The organism is Marinobacterium stanieri (assembly GCF_900155945.1).
Taxonomy (GTDB): Bacteria; Pseudomonadota; Gammaproteobacteria; order Pseudomonadales; family Balneatricaceae; genus Marinobacterium; species Marinobacterium stanieri.
The window spans coordinates 28,858-47,635 of sequence record NZ_FTMN01000004.1 but is presented as its reverse complement, the minus strand read 5'-3'; the positions used below and the strand labels follow the sequence as shown (position 1 = coordinate 47,635).

The following is an 18,778-nucleotide window of genomic DNA, read 5'->3' as shown; positions in this document are numbered from 1 at the left end:
ACCTGATGACTGCAATCACAATGGATATGAACACGCCGGTTGCCAAACCGGCGTCCCGCTGGCGTCAGGTCTGGAGCAACCTGCGTCGCTCGCCCTCCGGCATGATCGGGCTGAGTATGCTGACTCTACATCTGTTGATGGCGCTGCTGGCTCCTTGGCTGGCCCCTTATGACTGGACCCTGCAGGATGGCTATCAAATTCTGCAGCCACCCAGTGAGGCGTTCTGGTTTGGTACCGACCATATGGGTCGAGATCTGCTCAGCCGTACGATGATGGGTGGGCGCGAAGCCATTACCGTAACCCTGCTGGGTACTTTGCTGGCCGTGGGCTGGGGTGGTCTGGTCGGTATGACACTGGGCTTTGTCGGCGGTCGTGTGGATGCCTGGGTGATGCGCTTTATCGATGCGCTGTTGGCCATCCCCTGGTTGTTGTTCCTGCTGTTGGTGATCGCATTAGTGGGGCAGCAAACCTGGACCCTGGTGCTGACCCTTGGCTTCTTCTTCGGCATCGCCGTGGTGCGCGTGGTGCGTGGCGCCACGCTGGAATACGTTCCGCGTGACTTTGTCATTGCCGCCCGTACCCGCGGCGAGTCTCGCCTGAACATCGTGGTACGTGAACTGCTGCCCAACGTGCTCGATGCACTACTGGTGGAAGCGGCCATGCGCTGGGCCTGGATGCTGCTGGCATTCAGCTCGCTCTCCTTCCTCGGTTTCGGCGTGGTGCCGCCGACGCCGGACTGGGGCCTGATGATTGCCGACAGCCGCGGCATGATCTCCATCGCTCCCTGGGCTGTGATTTTCCCGGCCCTGGCCCTGTCCACGCTGATTATCAGCATCAACCTGACCGCCGATGCACTGGCCAAGGCGATTGGTCTCGACCGCGCCAAGGCTCCCGTATGAGTGAACCCCAGACCATGAACATGAAAATGACACCCATGATTGAAGTAGATAACTTCACTCTCGGATACACCAACGCAGAAGGGCGGCTTGTCAGCGTGCTGCGCAATGTCAGCCTGCAGGTCGCGCCCGGCGAGGCGCTGGGGCTCGTCGGTGAGTCCGGCTGTGGCAAAAGTACCCTGGCGCTGGCCATGATGGCATTCCTGCGTTCCGGCTCTCAGGTACAGAATGGCGCTATCCGTTTCCATGGTCAGGACCTCTTTGCACTCAAGCCGCAGTCACTGCAGTCGCTGCGCGGCGGCCGCATCGGTTTGATTCCACAGAACGCCGGTCAGTCGTTGACACCGACGCTGAAGATTGATGCCCAGCTCTATGAGGCACTGAAACTGCATTCCGGGTTGCCTAGTAGCCAGTGGCGCCAGCATGCCATCGAGCTGCTGCAGCAGGTGCGACTGCCCGCGCCCGAGGCCATGCTGGAGCGCTACCCGCACCAGCTCTCGGGTGGCCAGCAGCAGCGCGTGGCCGTGGCCATGGCACTGGCGGGTGAGCCTGAGCTGCTGATTCTGGATGAGCCCACCACTGGCTTGGACGTGACGACCCAGGCGCATATTCTGGAGCTGTTGCGCACCCTGCGTCAGGAGCTGGGCATGGCGATGGTGTTCGTCAGTCACGATCTCGGCGCTGTTGCCCGCATCAGCGATCGTATCGCGGTGATGTACGCCGGTGAGGTGATCGAGCTTGGCAGCAGCCGTGATGTCCTGCTTGAACCCGCGCACCCTTACACTCGTGCGCTTCTTAATGCCATCCCACGTCTTGATGCCGAGGGCCTGCCGCCGTCACTGCCGGGCTACCCGCCCAAAGTGGGTTCGATTACTCAGGGCTGCGCCTTTGCCAGCCGCTGCTCTCATGCCCAGCCGATTTGCAGTGAGCAGAATGCACCCATGATGGCGCTTGCTGGCCATCAGGTTCGTTGTCATCTGTCGGGGCATCTTGAGCAGACTGAGGCTGCGTCTAATGTGGTGTCATTGCCGGTACAGAGCACGGATGAACCCCTGTTGCTGCTGGAGCAGGTGCAGATCAGTTACCACCGTCCGGGGTTGATTGACGCCTGGCTGCAGCGACCGGCACCGGTAGCCACGGTTGATGGTGTCGACTTGCAGCTGAACAGGGGTGAAACGCTGGCGCTGGTGGGTGAGTCCGGCAGCGGGAAATCCACTATTATGCGCGCCATCAGCGGCATTCTTCCGGCCCGAAGTGGCCAGATCCGGCTCAAGCAGGATGACCTGAACCAACCAGTTGAGCAGCGTAGCAAGGCGCTGACACGCCGGGTGCAAATGATTTTCCAGAACCCGGACGCATCCTTGAACCCGCGCCATACGGTGTTCGAGATTCTGCAGCAGCCACTTCGCCTCTACTTCGGTCTCAACCATGATGCCTGTCGCGACAAGGCCGCTGAGCTGTTGTCGCTGGTCCGCCTGGCACCACATTACCTGGATCGCATGCCGGGCCAGCTCTCGGGTGGTGAAAAGCAGCGCGTGGCAATTGCCCGTTGTTTCGCCGGCGAACCAGACCTGATTCTCTGCGACGAGGTGACCTCGGCCCTGGATGTCTCGGTACAGGCGGCTGTACTGAAACTGCTCAAGGAGCTGCAGCAACAGCGCGGCGTGACCTATCTGTTCATCGCCCATGATCTGGCAGTGGTTAAGGCGATTGCTGATCAGGTGGCGGTGCTTTATCAAGGCCGGCTTTGTCAGGTTGGGCCGGTGAGTGAAGTGTTCACCGGTCATCACCACCCTTATACGCGGACGCTGATGAATGCGGTGCTGGAACCGGACCCCGATCATCAGCCCGTTATTGCGGGTGATGACAGCCCCGAACAGCATCCGCCTGCGCGCGGCTGCGCCTACCAGCGTCGTTGTCCATTGGCGGAACCCCGCTGCAAGGAGCAGCTACCGCCCTGGCAGGCCCATCAGGGTAACCGCATTCGCTGCCATCTGGAGCTGGATGCGCTGGCCACATTGATTGACCGGCCGCAGCTGATCAAGGCCGTTAATGCCTGATCCCTCACTGTCCGAACAAGCCCGGCCAGCTCAGCTGCCGGGCCAAACCCGCTATTCAAAGCCCCCTGTAAACGTAAAGGAAACCTCCATGCCTTTGGCAATCTATGACCTTGATGAAACTCTGATCAATGCTGACTGCTCACTGCTCTGGTTGCAGTTCTTGATCGACCTTGGCCTGACCGACCCTGTGATCATGGACGATGCCAGGGAACTGGACCGCCTCTACCATCAGGGCCAGCTCGATATGCATGATTACCTGGCGCTGCAGCTGCGCCCACACTTGGGTCAGACCCTGACCGAGGCCACGCGTGAAATGGATCGGTTTATCAACGAGTACGTGCAGCCACGTATCCGGCCATCCGCCGTGGAAAGTATCCGTCGTCACAAGGCGCGCGGTGACCGTTGTCTGGTGATCTCGGCTTCGATCGATTTTCTGGTCGAGCCGATTGCGGCCCACCTGGGTATCGACGATGCCATTGGCGTCCGCATTGAGCTGGAAAAAGAACGTATTACCGGTCGGGCTGACGGGCCTATCTGCTATCAAGAAGGAAAGGTGTTGCACCTGAATCGCTGGCTGGAGCAGCAGGGCGAAAACACCGAAGGCAGCTGGTTCTACTCCGATTCCCAGAACGACCTGCCGCTGCTGGAGCAGGTCGATAATCCTGTTGGTGTCAGCCCAGATCCACGTCTGGCCGAGGTATGTAAACAGCGTGGTTGGGCAATAGTTAACTGGGAATGTGTTAAGTAATAAAAATTAATCGTTTAAAACAGCAGGCGGTAATATACATCATGTTAAATTGGTGAACATCAGAAATATTCTCCGCCTTTTTATTCCGGTCTTATAAATGTGCAATCTTTGATGATAGTACCATTTGATATAAAAACTTCTTTTTGCCTGATTAGCTCCTGGAATAAGTCATAAAATTCAAATCCATTATTAACATTATATATGCAGCCATTTCCGTTTTCTCTATCATAAATTATGATATGACTTGATAGAAAAAATCCTCCCTTTTTTATCAGGGATGATGATATCTTGCTTGTGAAAGTGGTGAATTGATGCTGCAATAGTGGAAATTTGGGATTGATTAAAGAGGTTCTATTATAAGATTCACCATAGTTCGCTATCTTGTCTTCACTAAAACCATATCTGATGAATTTTTGAATGTCTTCAGGGGTTTCTTCAAATTGATACGCTTTTATAAAATCGCTCTCAGCTATAAATACTTGTTCTAGAGTATTAATGTCTTTTGACTTTTCTTGTGCTCTAACATGTTCAGGGGTTATGAAAAGGATAGTTGTAATTAATATTGAAGAAAGTAAGTTATTATACTGGTTCATGTTAAAGTCTGACAGGTTTGTACCATTTTTGTGGGTGAAAGCCATATTGCACTAGAGACCACTATTTGATCGAAGCTAAAGCTTCTGTAATTTTTATCTTTATGTGCCCAGGTTAATCCTCAAGATCATAGGGGTTAATCAGTGCTTTCCACGTTTCACCATCAAACAACACAGCATTATTAGGCCCATAGGAAAGCAAAAACCCATGCCCTGAGGTCACGTGCTGAAAACTGAACTGGGCATCATGCCCAAGACCACTGAAGTCAACCCTTGTGACCTCATTATTTTCTAATACGAACAAACCCCAGCTATTACTCAAATACAGACGCCCCTTGAACCAGGTCGCATCTTCAAAGCCAACACTCATTGTTGCGACTGAATGGGGTATCAATTCCCAATGCTCAGTGCCGTCACGGTAATAGCCTTTGATTAAATCCCCCCAGGTACTGGTGATGTAAACATAGCCATCATCAGCACAGACAAGGTTATTCAATATGCTATTGACCGGAGGATTCAGCTGCAGCCAACGCTCGCCATTGTAGTGCCAGAGATCCCCCATCCCACCACAGGCATATATATCCTGTTCGCTGAAACCATCAAATGAGAGGAAAGCAATGGTAGGCAAGCTGTCATCGACACCTGTCTCCCGATAGGCCTTCTGTCGAGCCCACATCTGTTCCATCAGTATGGGATGCTGCTGTTCATCTGTCAGGGTAACCCAGCACTTCTTGTCAATCCGCTTTAAAAGTTTGTGGTGCGATCCACAGGCATAGATATGGCCTGCAATATTACGCAAACAATAAACAGAAACTTCAGTATACTGTCCACCACGAAACTCATCCTGATCCAAGGTATATTGCGGGAATACTTTGGGTGTATCGCGGGTTTCCTTTGCACGGCCTTCTTCACTGGTAATCAAATATCCATTATCACCTGTATGAATGAGTTTAGGGTTCTTAAAACCACTATCCCAGTTAAAATTGCCGACATTTCCATTTTTTATGGTAATAACTCTTGTCGGATAGTCATAATCATTATCAGAAGCACCAGGATCATTACTTGGCAACTCTTGTGCAGTAAAAGCGAAAAAATTCTCACTAACAATACATGCATTAAGTAAGCTGAATCCCTTTATGTGGTGATCATAATCTGAACGGTTCATTAATCATTTGCTCCATCATTTCCATCCTTACTTACATCAGCGGCTGTTCGCTTTCTCATCAACTGCTGACTTTATCGTCTACAGCTTTATGTGGAGTTGGAAAATCGCTTAAATATGTAGCTTTATAAGGCTGAAAAGTAATAAATATTGGACTCTAGTAGAGTATGTGTCTTGCCTCAAACCAGCGGTGGACCGATAACTTCAATCCACTCGGTTCCGTCAAACAGCAAAGCCTGCTCAGGCCCATAGGAAAGCAGCATTTCGGGACATGCATCCACACTCAAAAAGGAAAACTGAGCAGGGCCTTCCTCAGGGAATACATACCGGTGGTATTGACCATCTTCCAAGTATCCCAACTCATAGTCGCTACCTAGCTGTGAATACTAAACACGCTGTTCACGCAGCTTCGGTATTTGAGACACCGGCGGTAGTGCATCCTGCACTATGCGGAAAATTGTTGTAAGACAATGCCGCGGGCAGAGTGAATATTCAACCGAGCTTTTTTATCGAATAAAAAAGTGTTGGTTATCTCCTGATCGCACTCATCAGTTGCTTGCGAAACTCGGAGGGGTCCATGCCGCGGCTGTAGACGCGATGGCGTAGGCTAACCTTGGTACGGCTACTTGATACTTTTTCCAGCTGCAGGTCGTATTCGCTGTACCAAAGCATCTGGCGCATAGGGCCACCGTACATGCCGACGACATTGTAGAAGCTGCCGGGAATGGCATCCCAGCGGCGAGCGGCATATGGGGAACTGCCCCCACGGTTGTCGTCGGGATCAGCGAAGCGTAAAAAGCGTTTTGCTTTGATGTATGCCATATCGACAGGTAGCGCGACTGTCTCCGAGTACGTCACGCTGTCTGATAAGCTAGCTCCTGGCAGAGTGGTGTTATCACACCAGCGCTTATCACGGTAGTGCCAGGTCTGATCGTACTTGGATGTTGCTTTGCGGCAGCTAAGTGTAACCCCGTCGGCTGAAGTGGTAGAACCTGTGGCTGAACCTTGGTTGCTTGGTGTTTCTACAGTCAGCGGATTCTCCCAGCAGGTCACACATTTTCCGTTCACATACGTGTCGTCACCTTGAGTGGTCACGCATCCGGTCATTGCTAGGGAGAGGGTTGCAACAGCGACGGCGGGGCCAGTCATTCGATATAATTTCATGGCTATCTCCTATGTGTGGGAGGCTTACTTTATTAACCCGGCGGTGGTTTCTGTCGGAAAGATGCCAGCAAGCATGCGGCTTTCAGAGGTTTTTAGCAGGCCTAAATTGCCACCGGATTAATAATTGGAAGAAGGTCGAAAAAATAGATCTTATCAGTCGTAGAAGAGCACGGGCCGTATTGTTACTTTACGTTGTGAGCTCGCAAGCTCGTCTACAGCAGATAAAAGTGCTTTCTAGGTGAATTGGCTGTTAGCAAAATATAGTTGAAAGCCCATACCCCAAAAGCATGTATTTTAGGGTTCGGATCGGCTTATAGAACGGAGAAGACGAAAAGTGTGAATGCATAATTTCTGTCCTTGAATATGCGGTAGTGCATCCTGCACTATGCGGAAAATTTTCGTCAAACAATGCCACGGGCAGAGTGAAGATTCAACTGAGCCTTTTGTCGAAGAAGCGCTGTTGGTTTTCTTCACGCCCGACCCTTTTATGGTATTAGCTTTTTAAAGCGAGCTAAAAAGACGCAAATCAGCGCCGAATATACTGCTCCTCCCGCTCCAGCGTCGCCTGCAGCCAGTCGCGGAAGGCGATCACCTTGGGGGAGGGCGGTTTGTTGGGCAATACCAGGTAGTGTGCGCCCGAGGCCTTGAGGGTGAACGGGTGCGCTTGAACCAGCTTGCCTTCATCAATCAGGGGTTTGAGATTAAAACTGCGGGCCAGCAGCAGGCCAATGCCGTTGCAGGCGGCGTCAAAGGCGGCTGTACTGGTATCGCACTCCAGTACGGGCATGGGCATCAGGTTGGCCAGGCCTTGCTGGCGGAACCACTGCTGCCAGTTTTCCTTTTCGCCGATGATAGTAATGAGCGGCACCTGCAGAATCTTCATCGCATCTTCATCGACCGGGAAGCGCTCCAGAAAGCCGGGGCTGCCCACGACCACCAGATGCTCCCGCGTCATCCGCTCCACTTGCATGCCACTCCAGTTACCGTAGCCGTTGGAGATTTCGATATCCGCTTCTTCCACTTCATCTTGCGATGGCCAGACCGCTGACATCAGGCGCAGGCGAATCCCCGGGTGCTGTTCATAGAAGCTGGTGAGGCGGGGCATCAGCCAGCGCTGTAGAAAGCTGCTGCCACATTTTACTGTCAGCAAAGCACGGTGGTCTGAGCCAAACAACTCATTGGTGCCGGACTGGAGAATGTTGAACGCTTCCACCAGCACCGGCAGGTAGGCGCGGGCGGCATCTGTCAGTTCCAGTTTGCGCGGTTTGCGGATAAACAGCTGCGTATCGAGATATTCCTCCAGCAGTTTGACCTGCTGGCTGATGGCACCCTGGGTGACATACAGCTCTTCGGCAGCGCGGGTGAGGCTGCGCAGACGGGCAGCGGCTTCAAAGCACTTCAGGGCTTTGAGTGGGGGCAAGGGTCTTGGGTTGTGTTTCATCGGGTACTCGTACAGCGGATCGGCCAGCCCGTAGAAAGTTAGACGGTCGGGCTGTAAGCGAATACTTATAGCAGCAGTATGTGTCGAAGGCGTTTCAGCCCCGTGGCGTCTTAGATGTATTCAGTGCAGCGGGTTCAGTAAAGCGGCGCAACCTGCTCAATGCCGGCAGCAGTTTCGTACTGCTCACCAAAAGCTTTGAGGTCGCAGATCAGAATACGGCCGTACTGCAGCTGGATGCTGCCCTCACGCTCAAAGGATTTGAGCTCGGTGCTGACTGTCTGGCGGGAGGCCCCTACCATTTTGCTCAGGGCTTCATGTGAAATCTTGATGGCGGTCTGCCCCTGCTCATCCGCAATCCCATGGCTGTAGGCCAGCCGGTGCAGGGCGCGAGCGAGCCGCTCATGCAGTCTCAGGCCGAGGTTGTCTTCAGTCAGCGTAAACGCGTAGCGCAAGCGCCGGCACAGCATCACGTTAAGCTGCTGACTGATAATCGGATGCTTGTGGTAGAGCAGGTCGAAATTGGCTTTGCTCAGCACGCTGACACCGGTGTCGGTAGTCGCCACCGCATGGGTACCCCTTGGCAAGCCATCCATCAGTCCCATCTCGCCCAGGCAATCACCGGGCAGCATTTCGCCAACGACATTCTCACGGCCGTCCTTGGTATAGATGCAAAGCTTTATTGCACCCCGGGTTAATCGGTACAACTCAGTGGAAGGGTCGCCTTTGCAGTACAGCGTTTCACCTTTGCACAGGGTTCGGTCCTGGCTGAGCGCACGAATCTCCTGCTGAATGGTATCCGGCAACATATGGATAAAGTCGTGCAGGTTCGGGATCGTTTTCATGGCTCGGGCGTCGTTGTGTCAGTTGGCTGCGCGGCATCCGGGGCTAATTGTCAGCAAGCTGACATTTTTCTTGCCCCGCTTGGGCTAGGTTACAGCAAAAGGCGGCTGCTCCCCATGTTTTGGGTGCCAGCAGTTGCCGGGAATAACAACAAAATAGAGACATTACCCATGCTTAACCTCGCATTGAAAAAATGGCGCGCCAAAGAATCCAGCCTGGGCGTGTGGTCCAACCTGCCGGATATCCATATGGCCGAGATGCTATCGCGCATAGATGTGGACTGGATCTGCTTCGACCTGCAGCACGGCCTAATGGATTACAGTGATCTGACTCGCCTGCTGCCGGCCATCACCGGTGTACCGACCACGCCGCTGGTACGGGTGGCGGCCAACCAGCCGGATCAGATCGGCAAGGCGCTGGATGCGGGTGCGCAGGGCGTAATCGTACCCATGGTAAATACCGCTGAAGATGCCGAGCGTGCGGTTGCGGCTTGCCGTTATCCGCCAATGGGCAGCCGTTCCTGTGGCCCCATGCGTGATGCCATGCTGGAAGGTCCTGGCTATCTGGCAACGGCTAACGAGCAGGTGGCCTGTCTGGTGATGATCGAGACCGAAGAAGGCCTGCGCAACCTGGATGCCATTGCAGCGGTTGAAGGTGTGGATGGCCTCTTCGTTGGCCCCATGGATCTCTGCTACGGCCTGGGCCTGGCACCGGGTGATTTCGCCAACCCTGCCTTTGCTGAAGCAATTGGCAACATCCTCAAGGCCTGTGAAACCCATGGTCTGGCCAGCGGTATCTTCGGCTATAACGCCGAGATGGCAGCGGATTCCATGCAGAAAGGTTTCACCTTTGCCTCTATCGGTACCGATATCAGCTTTATCCGTGCCGGTGCGCTGCAGGCACTGAATACGGCCAGCGGCGGTGACGCCTCTGATGCGCCCAAGGCACGCGGCGGCTACTGAGCTGATAGCGCACTTCCTCATGTAAATCCTCATGTAAATAATTCGGGCTGTCGGTGTCTGGCACCGGCAGCGCCGCCTCAAAGAGTCTGCACTCATGACAAAAAAAACAATCGAGCAGCTGCGCAGCCGTCGTTGGTTTGGCGGAACGCCTCAGTCCACCGAGCACACCGGACATGCACTCCAGGCCGGCTACGGTCGTGAAGAGTTTGAAGGCAAACCGGTCATCGGCATTATCAATACCTGGAGTGACATGAATCCCTGTCACGCCCATCTCAAGGATCGGGCCGAAGCGGTCAAGCGTGGTGTCTGGCAGGCCGGGGGCTTTCCTGTTGAGCTGCCGGCCATGTCGCTGGGCGAAGGCTATGTAAAACCCTCATCCATGTTGTATCGCAACTTTCTGGCGATGGAGACGGAAGAGCTGCTGCGCTGTCACCCCATCGACGGCGCCATCCTGTTGGGCGGTTGTGACAAAACTACGCCGGGCCTGTTGCTGGGTGCCATCAGCATGGATATTCCCACCATCTACTGCCCGGCCGGCTTTACGATGGGGGCCACCTTCCGTGGCGAGCGCTTTGGCAGTGGCACCGGTGCTTTCCGTTGGGCGCCGGAACTGATTGCCGGCAAGATGTCCATCGATGAATGGCAGAAGGTCGAGCAGAAGATCTGGAGCTCGCCCGGTACCTGTAATGTCATGGGAACAGCCTCCACCATGACCGCACTGGCGGAAGTAATGGGCATGTCGCTGCCGGGCGCGTCCTCGGTACCGGCCATGGACTCCATGGGGCATCAGCTGGCGGCTGCGGCGGGTCGTCGTGTGGTGGAGATGGTATGGGACGATCTCAAGCCCAGTGATATCCTCAATGACAAGGCGATCAATAACGCGGCCAAAACCTGTGTCGCGCTTGGAGGGTCCACCAACGCCAGTATCCACCTGATTGCACTGGCGCGTCGTGCCGGTACAAGTTTCACGTTGGAGGATTTCGATGCCATTGGCAAGCAGGTACCCGTGCTCGCCAATGTGCAGCCGTCCGGTGAATACATCATGCCGGAATTTGCCGATGCCGGTGGCCTGCCAGCTATGCTCGGTAATATGAAGGATCTGCTGGATCTGGACTGCTTGACCGTCACCGGCCGAACTCTGGGCGAGAACATCGAGGGCGCTCGTGTCGAAAACGATGACATTATTCGCTCGCTGGATAACCCGGTGGCGACCGAAGCACTGGCGGTGTTGAAAGGCAATCTGGCGCCCAATGGCTGTGTCATCAAGCCCAGCGCGTCAGACCCGGCGTTGCAGAAACACCGTGGCAAGGCGGTGGTGTTTGAAAATGCCAATGATCTGGCCGCACGGATTCATTCGCCCGACCTGGACGTGGAGCCTTCCAGCGTGCTGATTCTGCGTAATGTCGGGCCAAAAGGCGGGCCGGGCATGGCCGAGAACGGCATGATGCCGATTCCGAAGAAGATGGTAGAGCAGGGGGTGCGTGACATGGTCCGCATCAGTGATGCGCGTATGAGCGGCACCAGCTTTGGTACCTGTGTGCTGCATGTGAGCCCTGAGGCCTACATCGGCGGACCGCTGGCGCTGGTGCAGAACGGCGATGAGATCGAGATCGATATTCCTGCCCGTAGCATCAACCTCTGTGTTGATGAGGCTGAGCTGGAGCAACGTCGCGAGGCCTGGACGCCACCGGCACCTCACTTCAAACGTGGCTGGGGGCTGTTGTTCAACGATAACGTCAGCCAGGCCCACGAAGGCTGTGACTTTGAAGTCCTGTCCAGCCGTGAGCCCAATCCTGAGCCGGCCATTCACGGCAAGATCTGATGCGAAAATGCCTCTGTGGGCTGGCCCACGGAGGCATTTCCTTGCTCAATGCTTCCTATTAGCTTGCAGGGCGGCCAACTCAAACAGTCGGTTTGATAATGCCGCGGCACTCACCAAAACCGATGGATGGATAACCGTCCTTGCAGCAGCGTCCGGTCAGGATGACCTCGTCCCCATCTTCCAGGAAAGTGCGGGTTTCGCCTGAAGGCAGTTCAATGGATGACTTTCCGCCTTCGGTCAGTTCCAGCATGCTGCCCAGCTGGCTGGGCTCCGGGCCGGAAATAGTGCCAGACCCCAACAGGTCTCCGGGCCTGAGGTTGCAGCCACCCACGGTGTGGTGAGCGATCATCTGGGCTACGCTCCAGTACATGTTCAAACTGTTGCTGACTGAGATGCTCACAGGCGCCATGCCTTCGTTGCGCATTTTCTCGGTACACAACAGTACTTCAAGCTGAATGTCGCAGGCGCCCAGTTGCTGGTCTTTCTGGTCCAGTAGATAGGGCAAAGGCTGAGGGTCGCCTTCAGGGCGAGCCGGTTGTGCAGTCCGGAAGGGCTCCAGTGCCTCTGCCGTAATAACCCAGGGGGACACCGTGCTGGCGAAGTTTTTCGCCAGGAACGGGCCCAGCGGTTGATATTCCCAGGCCTGGATATCACGTGCTGACCAGTCATTCAGCAGGCACAGGCCGGCAAAATGCTCAGGCGCATCGCTGATTGGGATAGGCTGTCCCATCTCATTTCCCGTACCAATCCAGATCCCCAGTTCCAGTTCAAAGTCCAGCCGCTTGCTGGGGCCAAATTGCGGTGCGTCGGCGCCTGGCGGGCAGGTTTGTCCCTTGGGGCGCGTAATATCGGTGCCAGTATTGACGATGGATGAGGCACGTCCGTGGTAACCGATAGGCACGTGCTTGTAGTTAGGGAGCAGGGGATTATCGGGCCGGAACAGCTTGCCTACATTGTTGGCGTGATGAATCCCGACGTAAAAATCGGTGTAGTCGCCAATGGACGCGGGCAGGTGCATGGTGCATCTGTCCTGCGGGTGCAGCAGGCTTGCCTGCGACTGCTCGATACGGGTTTTGTCAGTACTGCCGTCCTGCAGCAGGTGAGTCAGTGCGGCTCTAAATGCCTTGCGAGTTGCTGCGCTTAACGAAAAGAAATGGTTCAGGCTCGCTTCACTGGCAGCCTTGGCGGCTGTGGCCGCTTCTCCTTCAAACAGCCCCAGCTCAACAGCTGCCTTGATATCCAATACCTGGTCGCCGATGGCAACGCCGCCACGTGCGGTATCGCCGTTGAGGCTGAAAATACCCAGCGGCAGGTTCTGAAGCGGAAAATCGGGGTGTCCGTTTGCTGAATTGATCCAGCTGGTTGTAGTTGTAGTCGTTGGGTTACTCATTAAATCAGACTCCTGTCGGGTCAAAGGTTTTCGCCATACCGGACCAGCACTGATCATAGCCCTGTTGCAGCAAGGGTGAGTCCAGCGCAAATTCGGTGGGACGCAGTACCTGACCGCTTTCAAACATGAAAGCCATGGTGTTTTCGTAGCGTTGCGGTTTGAGCTCGGCTTCGATCGCCTGCTTGGTACTGGCGTTGTCCGGGCCGTGTGCGCTCATACAGTTATGCAGGGAGGCGCCACCGGGCAGGAAACCGCCTGCCTTGGCATCGTACTCGCCTTCAATCAGCCCCATGAATTCGTTCATCAAATTGCGGTGGAACCAGGGCGGGCGGAAGGTGTTTTCAGCCACCATCCAGCGTGGCGGGAAAATCACGAAATCAACATTGGCCTGCCCCGGTACAGCGCCTGGAGAGGTCAGTACAGTAAAGATGGACGGGTCCGGATGATCGTAGCTGACCGTGTTCATGGTGTTGAAATGGCGCAGGTCATAGCGGTACGGCACGTGGTTACCGTGCCAGGCGACTACGTTAAACGGCGAGTGATCCAGCTGTGTTGACCAGAGTTCACCACAGAACTTCTGCACCAGTTCAGTCTCATTCTCGCTATCTTCATAGGCAGCAACGGGGGCTTCAAAGTCACGCGGATTGGCCAGGCCATTACTGCCAATCGGCCCCAAATCCGGGATACGCAGGGGCGTGCCGTGGTTTTCGCACATATAGCCACGTGCCGAGCTGCCGGTCAGCTCAACGCGGAACTTGATGCCTCTGGGAATCACGGCGATTTGAAGCGGACCGACCTCAAGAAGACCCATCTCCGTCGTGATTCGAAGGGTGCCCGATTCCGGCACGATCAGGCATTCACCATCCGCATTGAAAAACGCCCGCTGCATGGATCGACTGGCGGCGTACACATAGATGCTGATACCCGATGCCTGCTCCGGATGTGCCGTAGCGGCCAGGCAGGACAGGCCTTCCAGAAAATCCTTACCCTCGGCAGGAATCTCAGGCGGGCTCCAACGTAATCGGTTGGGATTTACCGGGCCCGGTGCGCTTCCTGCGATCTGTTGTGCAAGACGGGTGAACTGGCCATGGCTGGCAGAAGGCTTGATTCGGTACATCCAGGTACGTCGCATTTCGGCGCGAGGCACAGTGAAAGCAGTACCGGACAGTTGTTCTGCATAAAGACCATAAGGGGCCTTCTGGGGCGAGTTCTGTGCCAGGGGCAGGGCGCCAGGCAAGGCTTCACTGCTGAAATGATTGCCGAAACCACTCAAGTAGCTGAGTTCTGAAGTTCTGGGTTCCATCGTTGTCTCGCTTTGTTTTTATTAATGCGTAAACATATTACGTTAAGCGTAATTACATGCTGGCTTCGGGTCAAGGGGCGTGGAATGCTTTAGAATTGGTGCGCGGTTTGTTTGCTCGGCCAGACGATTCCACCGGTTGATGAAGACTCGTAGACAGTTAGAGAGGACACACATTGGCAGTAGAAGTTGAAGAGAAGTCCGGGGGTGCTCCGCGCCGGCAGAAAGTACAGTCAGCCCAGATTGCCACCGATATTTTGAAAGGCCTGGCAGATCTGAGCCCATCAACATCCCTGTCAAAGCTGGCACAGCATTTGGGTATGCCCGCCAGTAAGGTGCATCGTTACCTGCAAGCCTTGATCGCCAGTGATTTCGCAGAGCAGGATCCGGCGACCGGGCATTACTGCCTTGGGCGGGAGGCATTGTTCGTGGGGATGGCAGCCGTGCGCAGTCTGGATGTGGCCAGAGAAGCCTTGCCTAAACTCATTGAGCTGCGTGATGAGTTCAATGAAACCTGTTTCCTGGCGCTGTGGGGTAATCAGGGCCCGTCGGTAATTCATGTCGAGAAACCGGCACGTGCAATTACCGTTGTTACTCAAGTAGGGTCAGTGTTGCCCTTGCTCAGTTCCTCCACCGGGCTTGTATTCAGTGCATACCTGCCCAAGGCTGATACGCAGCCGTTGCTGGAGCAGGAGCTGGAGACACCGATGGCGCCCAGTGCAGATAAGTTGGAGCAGCAGTTAACACACATCCGCTCGCAAGGCATGCATGCCGTTCATGGCTTGTTGATGTCAGGGGTTAACGCACTGTCTGCGCCGATTTTTTCTGCAGGTAACACTCTGGCAGGTGTAATCACAATGGTAGGGGCAGAGCCCAGCTTTAATGCCGAGCTGACAGGGCCTCATGCAATAAAGTTGCAGGCAGCCGCCAATGCCATTACGCAACGCATGAATGGAGAAATGCCCGGCAGCCCCTAGCCACAGGCTGCCGTATGACATCTGTTTGGAGTTATACCGGCTGAGGCTTGTCCGCCTGAGCGTCAGGGTGCGCAGCCACAAAAGCGGGGTGCGTCTGCGCCAAGGCCTCTACACGTAAGATGCGTGGCAGCGCGGTCAGATCTACATTGAACCTGCGTGCTGCGTACAACTGCGGCAGCAGGTATACGTCTGCAAACCCAGGCTCACCAAAACAGAACCCCTGGTCCTCGATTAGCTGTTCTACTGCAAACAGCCCCTCACCAATCCACTTCGCCAACCACTGTGAAATCTGTTCTTCGGACAGATTCAGTGCGCGTAGCTGGTTCAAAACTGCCATGTTGTGTAATGGCTGGATATCGCAGCCAATCAGTGCTGCCACTGCTCTGCGCTTGGCGCGTTCGACCTTGTCTTCAGGCAGTAAAGCCGGGTTTGGGTACTGCTCTTCCAGAAACTCAATAATGGCTGGCGATTGCGTAATGATGTCATCACTGTCGGTCACCAGAGCCGGCACTCTGCCTTGTGGGTTCAGCGCACGGTATGCCGGCTGCAGGTGCTCTCCGCCATTTCCAATCAGGTTTACGGGAAGCTGCCGGTAATCCAGCTTTTTGAGTGCCAGGGCAATTCTGACTCGATAGGAAGAGGTTGAACGGTAGTAGGTATAGAGGTCCATAAGGGGCAGATCCTGTCGGAATAAATATCACATGTTGTAATTCATTTACGTATAGTGGAATATCCTGTTTTGTTGATGAGTGTCAAGTCGACTTGGAATGCTGGCGCTTGCGATAGAAGCTCAGCTCCAATCTCATCAGGTGAAACAGTGGCGATCAGGCTTTCTCAGCTGCGTTGACTCACTGGAACGGGCGGGTTTAGTATGCCTTGTGTTCGATAATAAGAATAAAGTGATCGATAAAAGTAAAATAATAAGGGTGTACCCATGCAAAAAGACACTGATCACACTCAGGCAGCTGAAACGCCTGCCGGTGTTTGTCCGTTCGCCAAAGCTGCAATGTCCTCCCGGTTCACCGACCCTAAAGGCTGCCCGGTTTCGTCTGATGCTGAGGCCTTTGATCCGTTTGCGGCTTCCTATCAGGCAGACCCGGCCGAAGTTTTGCGCTGGTCGCGTGATGATGAGCCGGTTTTTTTCAGCCCCAAACTGGGCTACTGGGTGGTAACTCGTTACGAAGATGTTAAGGCCGTATTTCGGGATAACAGGGTCTTTTCGCCCGCCAACGCACTGGAAAAAATTACGCCCTTCTCCAGCGAAGCCGATGCCATTTTGAAGCAACACAACTACGGTATGGCACGTACCCTGGTAAACGAAGACGAACCCGCGCACCTGGAGCGCCGGCGTGCGCTGATGTTTTCGTTCAGCCCTGAAGAACTGTTGCACCATGAGCCCATGGTGCGCCGTTTGACGCGAGAATATGTGGACCGCTTCGTCAACAAGGGGAGCGCGGACCTCGTCAACGAGATGCTTTGGGAGATCCCGCTCACGGTGGCGCTGCACTTTCTCGGTGTCCCTGAAGAAGATATGGGGAAGCTGCGTGAGTACTCCATTGCCCACACCGTGAATACCTGGGGGCGCCCCACACCCGATCAGCAGCTGAAAGTGGCCGATTCGGTAGGCAAATTCTGGAACTATGCGGGCAAGGTGCTGGAAAAGATGCGGGAAGACCCATCCGGCAACGGGTGGATGGAATATGCGATTCGGCGCCAAAAGGAATTGCCCGAAGTTATAACCGACTCCTATCTGCATTCGATGATGATGGCGGGCATCGTAGCGGCGCATGAGACAACTGCGCATGCCACGGCCAATGCCCTGCGCCTGTTGCTGGAAGATAAAATGACCTGGGATCGCATCTGTCAGGATGCATCGCTGATTCCGCAGGCGGTTGAAGAGTGTCTACGCCACTCGGGCTCTATCGTTGCCTGGCGTCGTGTTGCGCTTGAAGATACCGAAGTCGGGGGTGTCAGTATTCCCAAAGGCGGGAAACTGCTGATCGTGAACTCTTCGGCAAACCATGATGAGCGTTATTTTGAAGACCCTGACAGCATCGATATCTTCCGTGACAACGCATCAGAGCACCTGAGTTTCGGCTATGGCAGCCATCAATGCCTTGGCAAAAACCTGGCACGCATGGAGATGTGTATTTTTCTTGAAGAACTGACTAAACGGCTGCCGCATATGCAACTGGTGCCTGATCAGGACTTCAAGTATCTGCCTAACATCGCTTTCCGAGGCCCTGAGAACCTGTTTGTAGAATGGGATGTCAGCCTGAATCCTGAAAAAACAAATCCCGAGATTCTGGCGACGCATGAGGCGATCAAAATCGGGTCGCCATCAAAGGATGATATTTACCGTTCAGTCCTTGTTGATCAGGTCCGCCATGAAGCAGACAACGTTATCGGTATAAGCTTCAAGAATCAGGACGGTAGTGAATTTCCAAGGTGGTCGCCCGGGGCACATATTGATGTGATGGTGGGTGAATATACGCGTAAGTATTCATTATGTGGTTATAACACTGACCGTAAAACCCTCGATATTGCTGTTTTACGAGAAGAGGATGGTCGAGGTGGTTCCAAGTATATTCATGATAGCCTCAAAAAGGGCGACGCCCTTAAAATAAAAGGGCCGAAAAGCAATTTCAGGCTGGATGAGAAAGCCGAGCGTTATATTCTGATTGCCGGCGGTATAGGGATTACGCCTGTTTTAACCATGGCAGACCGGTTGGCTGAACTGGGTAAGGACTATTGCCTGCACTACGCGGGTGCTGCCCGAGCCTCCATGGCATTTCTGAACCGGATCGAACAGGATCATGCGGGGCGGTTTGAACTCTATCCAAAAGCGGAAGCCAGGCGAGCTGATCTGCAGTCTCTGGTAGCAACGGCTGATGCGAACACCCGAATTTATGTCTGTGGCCCGGACCGCATGATAGAAGAGTTGGAGCAGCTGTGTGAGCCGCTGCCCGACAACATTCTTCACTTCGAGCACTTTACTGCCAAGCATGAAACCTTCGATACCAGCAATGACAAGGCTTTTGAGCTTGTGCTGGCCAACTCCAGGATGGTTGTGACGGTTGAGCCCGGTCAGACCGCGCTTGGTGCTCTCAAAGCTGCGGGAGTGGATGTTGAAAGTGATTGTGAAGAAGGGCTGTGCGGCAACTGTGAAGTTGAAGTGCTTGAAGGTGAAATTGATCATCGAGATAACGTTTTGGCCCGATCTGAAAAAGCTGAAAACAAACGCATGGTGACATGCTGTTCACGGGCTAAATCACGATCAATAAAGATTGCACTATGAGTTTATTCAGGAGGTTTTTATAAAAAGGATCGTTTTTGAATAGGCACTCGATGTGTGACTGCTAAACAGTATCTGATCAGTAAGCATCCTATGCTGTAGATTTTGTGTGAAAAACAGGAGCAATAATA

15 protein-coding genes are annotated in these 18,778 nt (G+C 54.3%); 7 read left to right on the top strand and 8 right to left on the bottom strand.

The window, feature by feature from the left end:
• Positions 1-5 precede the first annotated feature (5 nt).
• The 3 genes from BW956_RS10245 to BW956_RS10235 all read left to right on the top strand — a co-directional run bounded on the left by BW956_RS10245 (position 6) and on the right by BW956_RS10235 (position 3,704).
• Positions 6-899 carry an ABC transporter permease gene (locus BW956_RS10245; RefSeq protein WP_076462688.1) on the top strand — a complete coding sequence of 298 codons (894 nt, stop codon included), beginning with the start codon at positions 6-8 and terminating at the stop codon, positions 897-899.
• Positions 896-2,956 carry a dipeptide ABC transporter ATP-binding protein gene (locus BW956_RS10240; RefSeq protein WP_083703020.1) on the top strand — a complete coding sequence of 687 codons (2,061 nt, stop codon included), beginning with the start codon at positions 896-898 and terminating at the stop codon, positions 2,954-2,956. Before BW956_RS10245 ends, BW956_RS10240 begins: the two co-directional genes overlap by 4 nt.
• An 88-nt stretch (positions 2,957-3,044) precedes the next feature.
• On the top strand, positions 3,045-3,704 hold the full coding sequence (locus BW956_RS10235) for an HAD family hydrolase (RefSeq protein WP_076462687.1): 660 nt from the start codon (positions 3,045-3,047) through the stop codon (positions 3,702-3,704).
• 80 nt (positions 3,705-3,784) lie between these two features.
• Here the strand turns inward: BW956_RS10235 and BW956_RS10230 are convergent, their stop codons facing one another.
• The 5 genes from BW956_RS10230 to BW956_RS22245 form a co-directional block, all read right to left on the bottom strand.
• Positions 3,785-4,297 carry a hypothetical protein gene (locus BW956_RS10230; protein WP_139327165.1) on the bottom strand — a complete coding sequence of 171 codons (513 nt, stop codon included), beginning with the start codon at positions 4,295-4,297 and terminating at the stop codon, positions 3,785-3,787.
• A gap of 112 nt (positions 4,298-4,409) precedes the next feature.
• Complete coding sequence (locus tag BW956_RS10225; protein ID WP_139327164.1) at positions 4,410-5,459, bottom strand: RNA-dependent RNA polymerase family protein; 1,050 nt, start codon at positions 5,457-5,459, stop codon at positions 4,410-4,412.
• Between the two features lie 525 nt (positions 5,460-5,984).
• Positions 5,985-6,620 carry a hypothetical protein gene (locus tag BW956_RS22250; protein WP_139327163.1) on the bottom strand — a complete coding sequence of 212 codons (636 nt, stop codon included), beginning with the start codon at positions 6,618-6,620 and terminating at the stop codon, positions 5,985-5,987.
• 526 nt (positions 6,621-7,146) lie between these two features.
• Positions 7,147-8,061, bottom strand: coding sequence for a LysR substrate-binding domain-containing protein (locus tag BW956_RS10215; RefSeq protein WP_076462683.1), 915 nt, complete (start codon positions 8,059-8,061; stop codon positions 7,147-7,149).
• A 134-nt stretch (positions 8,062-8,195) separates the two neighbouring features.
• Positions 8,196-8,903, bottom strand: coding sequence for a Crp/Fnr family transcriptional regulator (locus BW956_RS22245; protein ID WP_076462682.1), 708 nt, complete (start codon positions 8,901-8,903; stop codon positions 8,196-8,198).
• Between the two features lie 168 nt (positions 8,904-9,071).
• Between BW956_RS22245 and BW956_RS10205 the strand changes: the two genes are divergently transcribed.
• On the top strand, positions 9,072-9,863 hold the full coding sequence (locus BW956_RS10205) for an HpcH/HpaI aldolase family protein (protein WP_076462681.1): 792 nt from the start codon (positions 9,072-9,074) through the stop codon (positions 9,861-9,863).
• Between the two features lie 94 nt (positions 9,864-9,957).
• Positions 9,958-11,685, top strand: coding sequence for an IlvD/Edd family dehydratase (locus BW956_RS10200; RefSeq protein WP_076462680.1), 1,728 nt, complete (start codon positions 9,958-9,960; stop codon positions 11,683-11,685).
• 79 nt (positions 11,686-11,764) lie between these two features.
• Here the strand turns inward: BW956_RS10200 and fahA are convergent, their stop codons facing one another.
• On the bottom strand, positions 11,765-13,075 hold the full coding sequence (gene fahA / locus BW956_RS10195) for a fumarylacetoacetase (protein WP_076462679.1): 1,311 nt from the start codon (positions 13,073-13,075) through the stop codon (positions 11,765-11,767).
• A 4-nt stretch (positions 13,076-13,079) separates the two neighbouring features.
• The gene (gene hmgA / locus BW956_RS10190; protein ID WP_076462678.1) at positions 13,080-14,378 is read right to left on the bottom strand and encodes a homogentisate 1,2-dioxygenase; all 1,299 of its coding nucleotides are present in this window, start codon (positions 14,376-14,378) and stop codon (positions 13,080-13,082) included.
• Between the two features lie 173 nt (positions 14,379-14,551).
• Here hmgA and BW956_RS10185 point away from each other — a divergent pair, with 173 nt between their 5' ends.
• Entirely contained in the window at positions 14,552-15,352 is an 801-nt protein-coding gene (locus tag BW956_RS10185) for an IclR family transcriptional regulator (protein ID WP_076462677.1), read from the top strand.
• Between the two features lie 31 nt (positions 15,353-15,383).
• On the opposite strand, the gene maiA is transcribed toward BW956_RS10185, so the two are convergent.
• Positions 15,384-16,022 (bottom strand): maleylacetoacetate isomerase, encoded by a 639-nt coding sequence (gene maiA / locus BW956_RS10180; protein ID WP_076462676.1) that lies wholly within the window; start codon positions 16,020-16,022, stop codon positions 15,384-15,386.
• Positions 16,023-16,286: 264 nt separating this feature from the next.
• Here maiA and BW956_RS10175 point away from each other — a divergent pair, with 264 nt between their 5' ends.
• Positions 16,287-18,650 (top strand): cytochrome P450/oxidoreductase, encoded by a 2,364-nt coding sequence (locus tag BW956_RS10175; RefSeq protein ID WP_175611998.1) that lies wholly within the window; start codon positions 16,287-16,289, stop codon positions 18,648-18,650.
• Positions 18,651-18,778 lie beyond the last annotated feature (128 nt).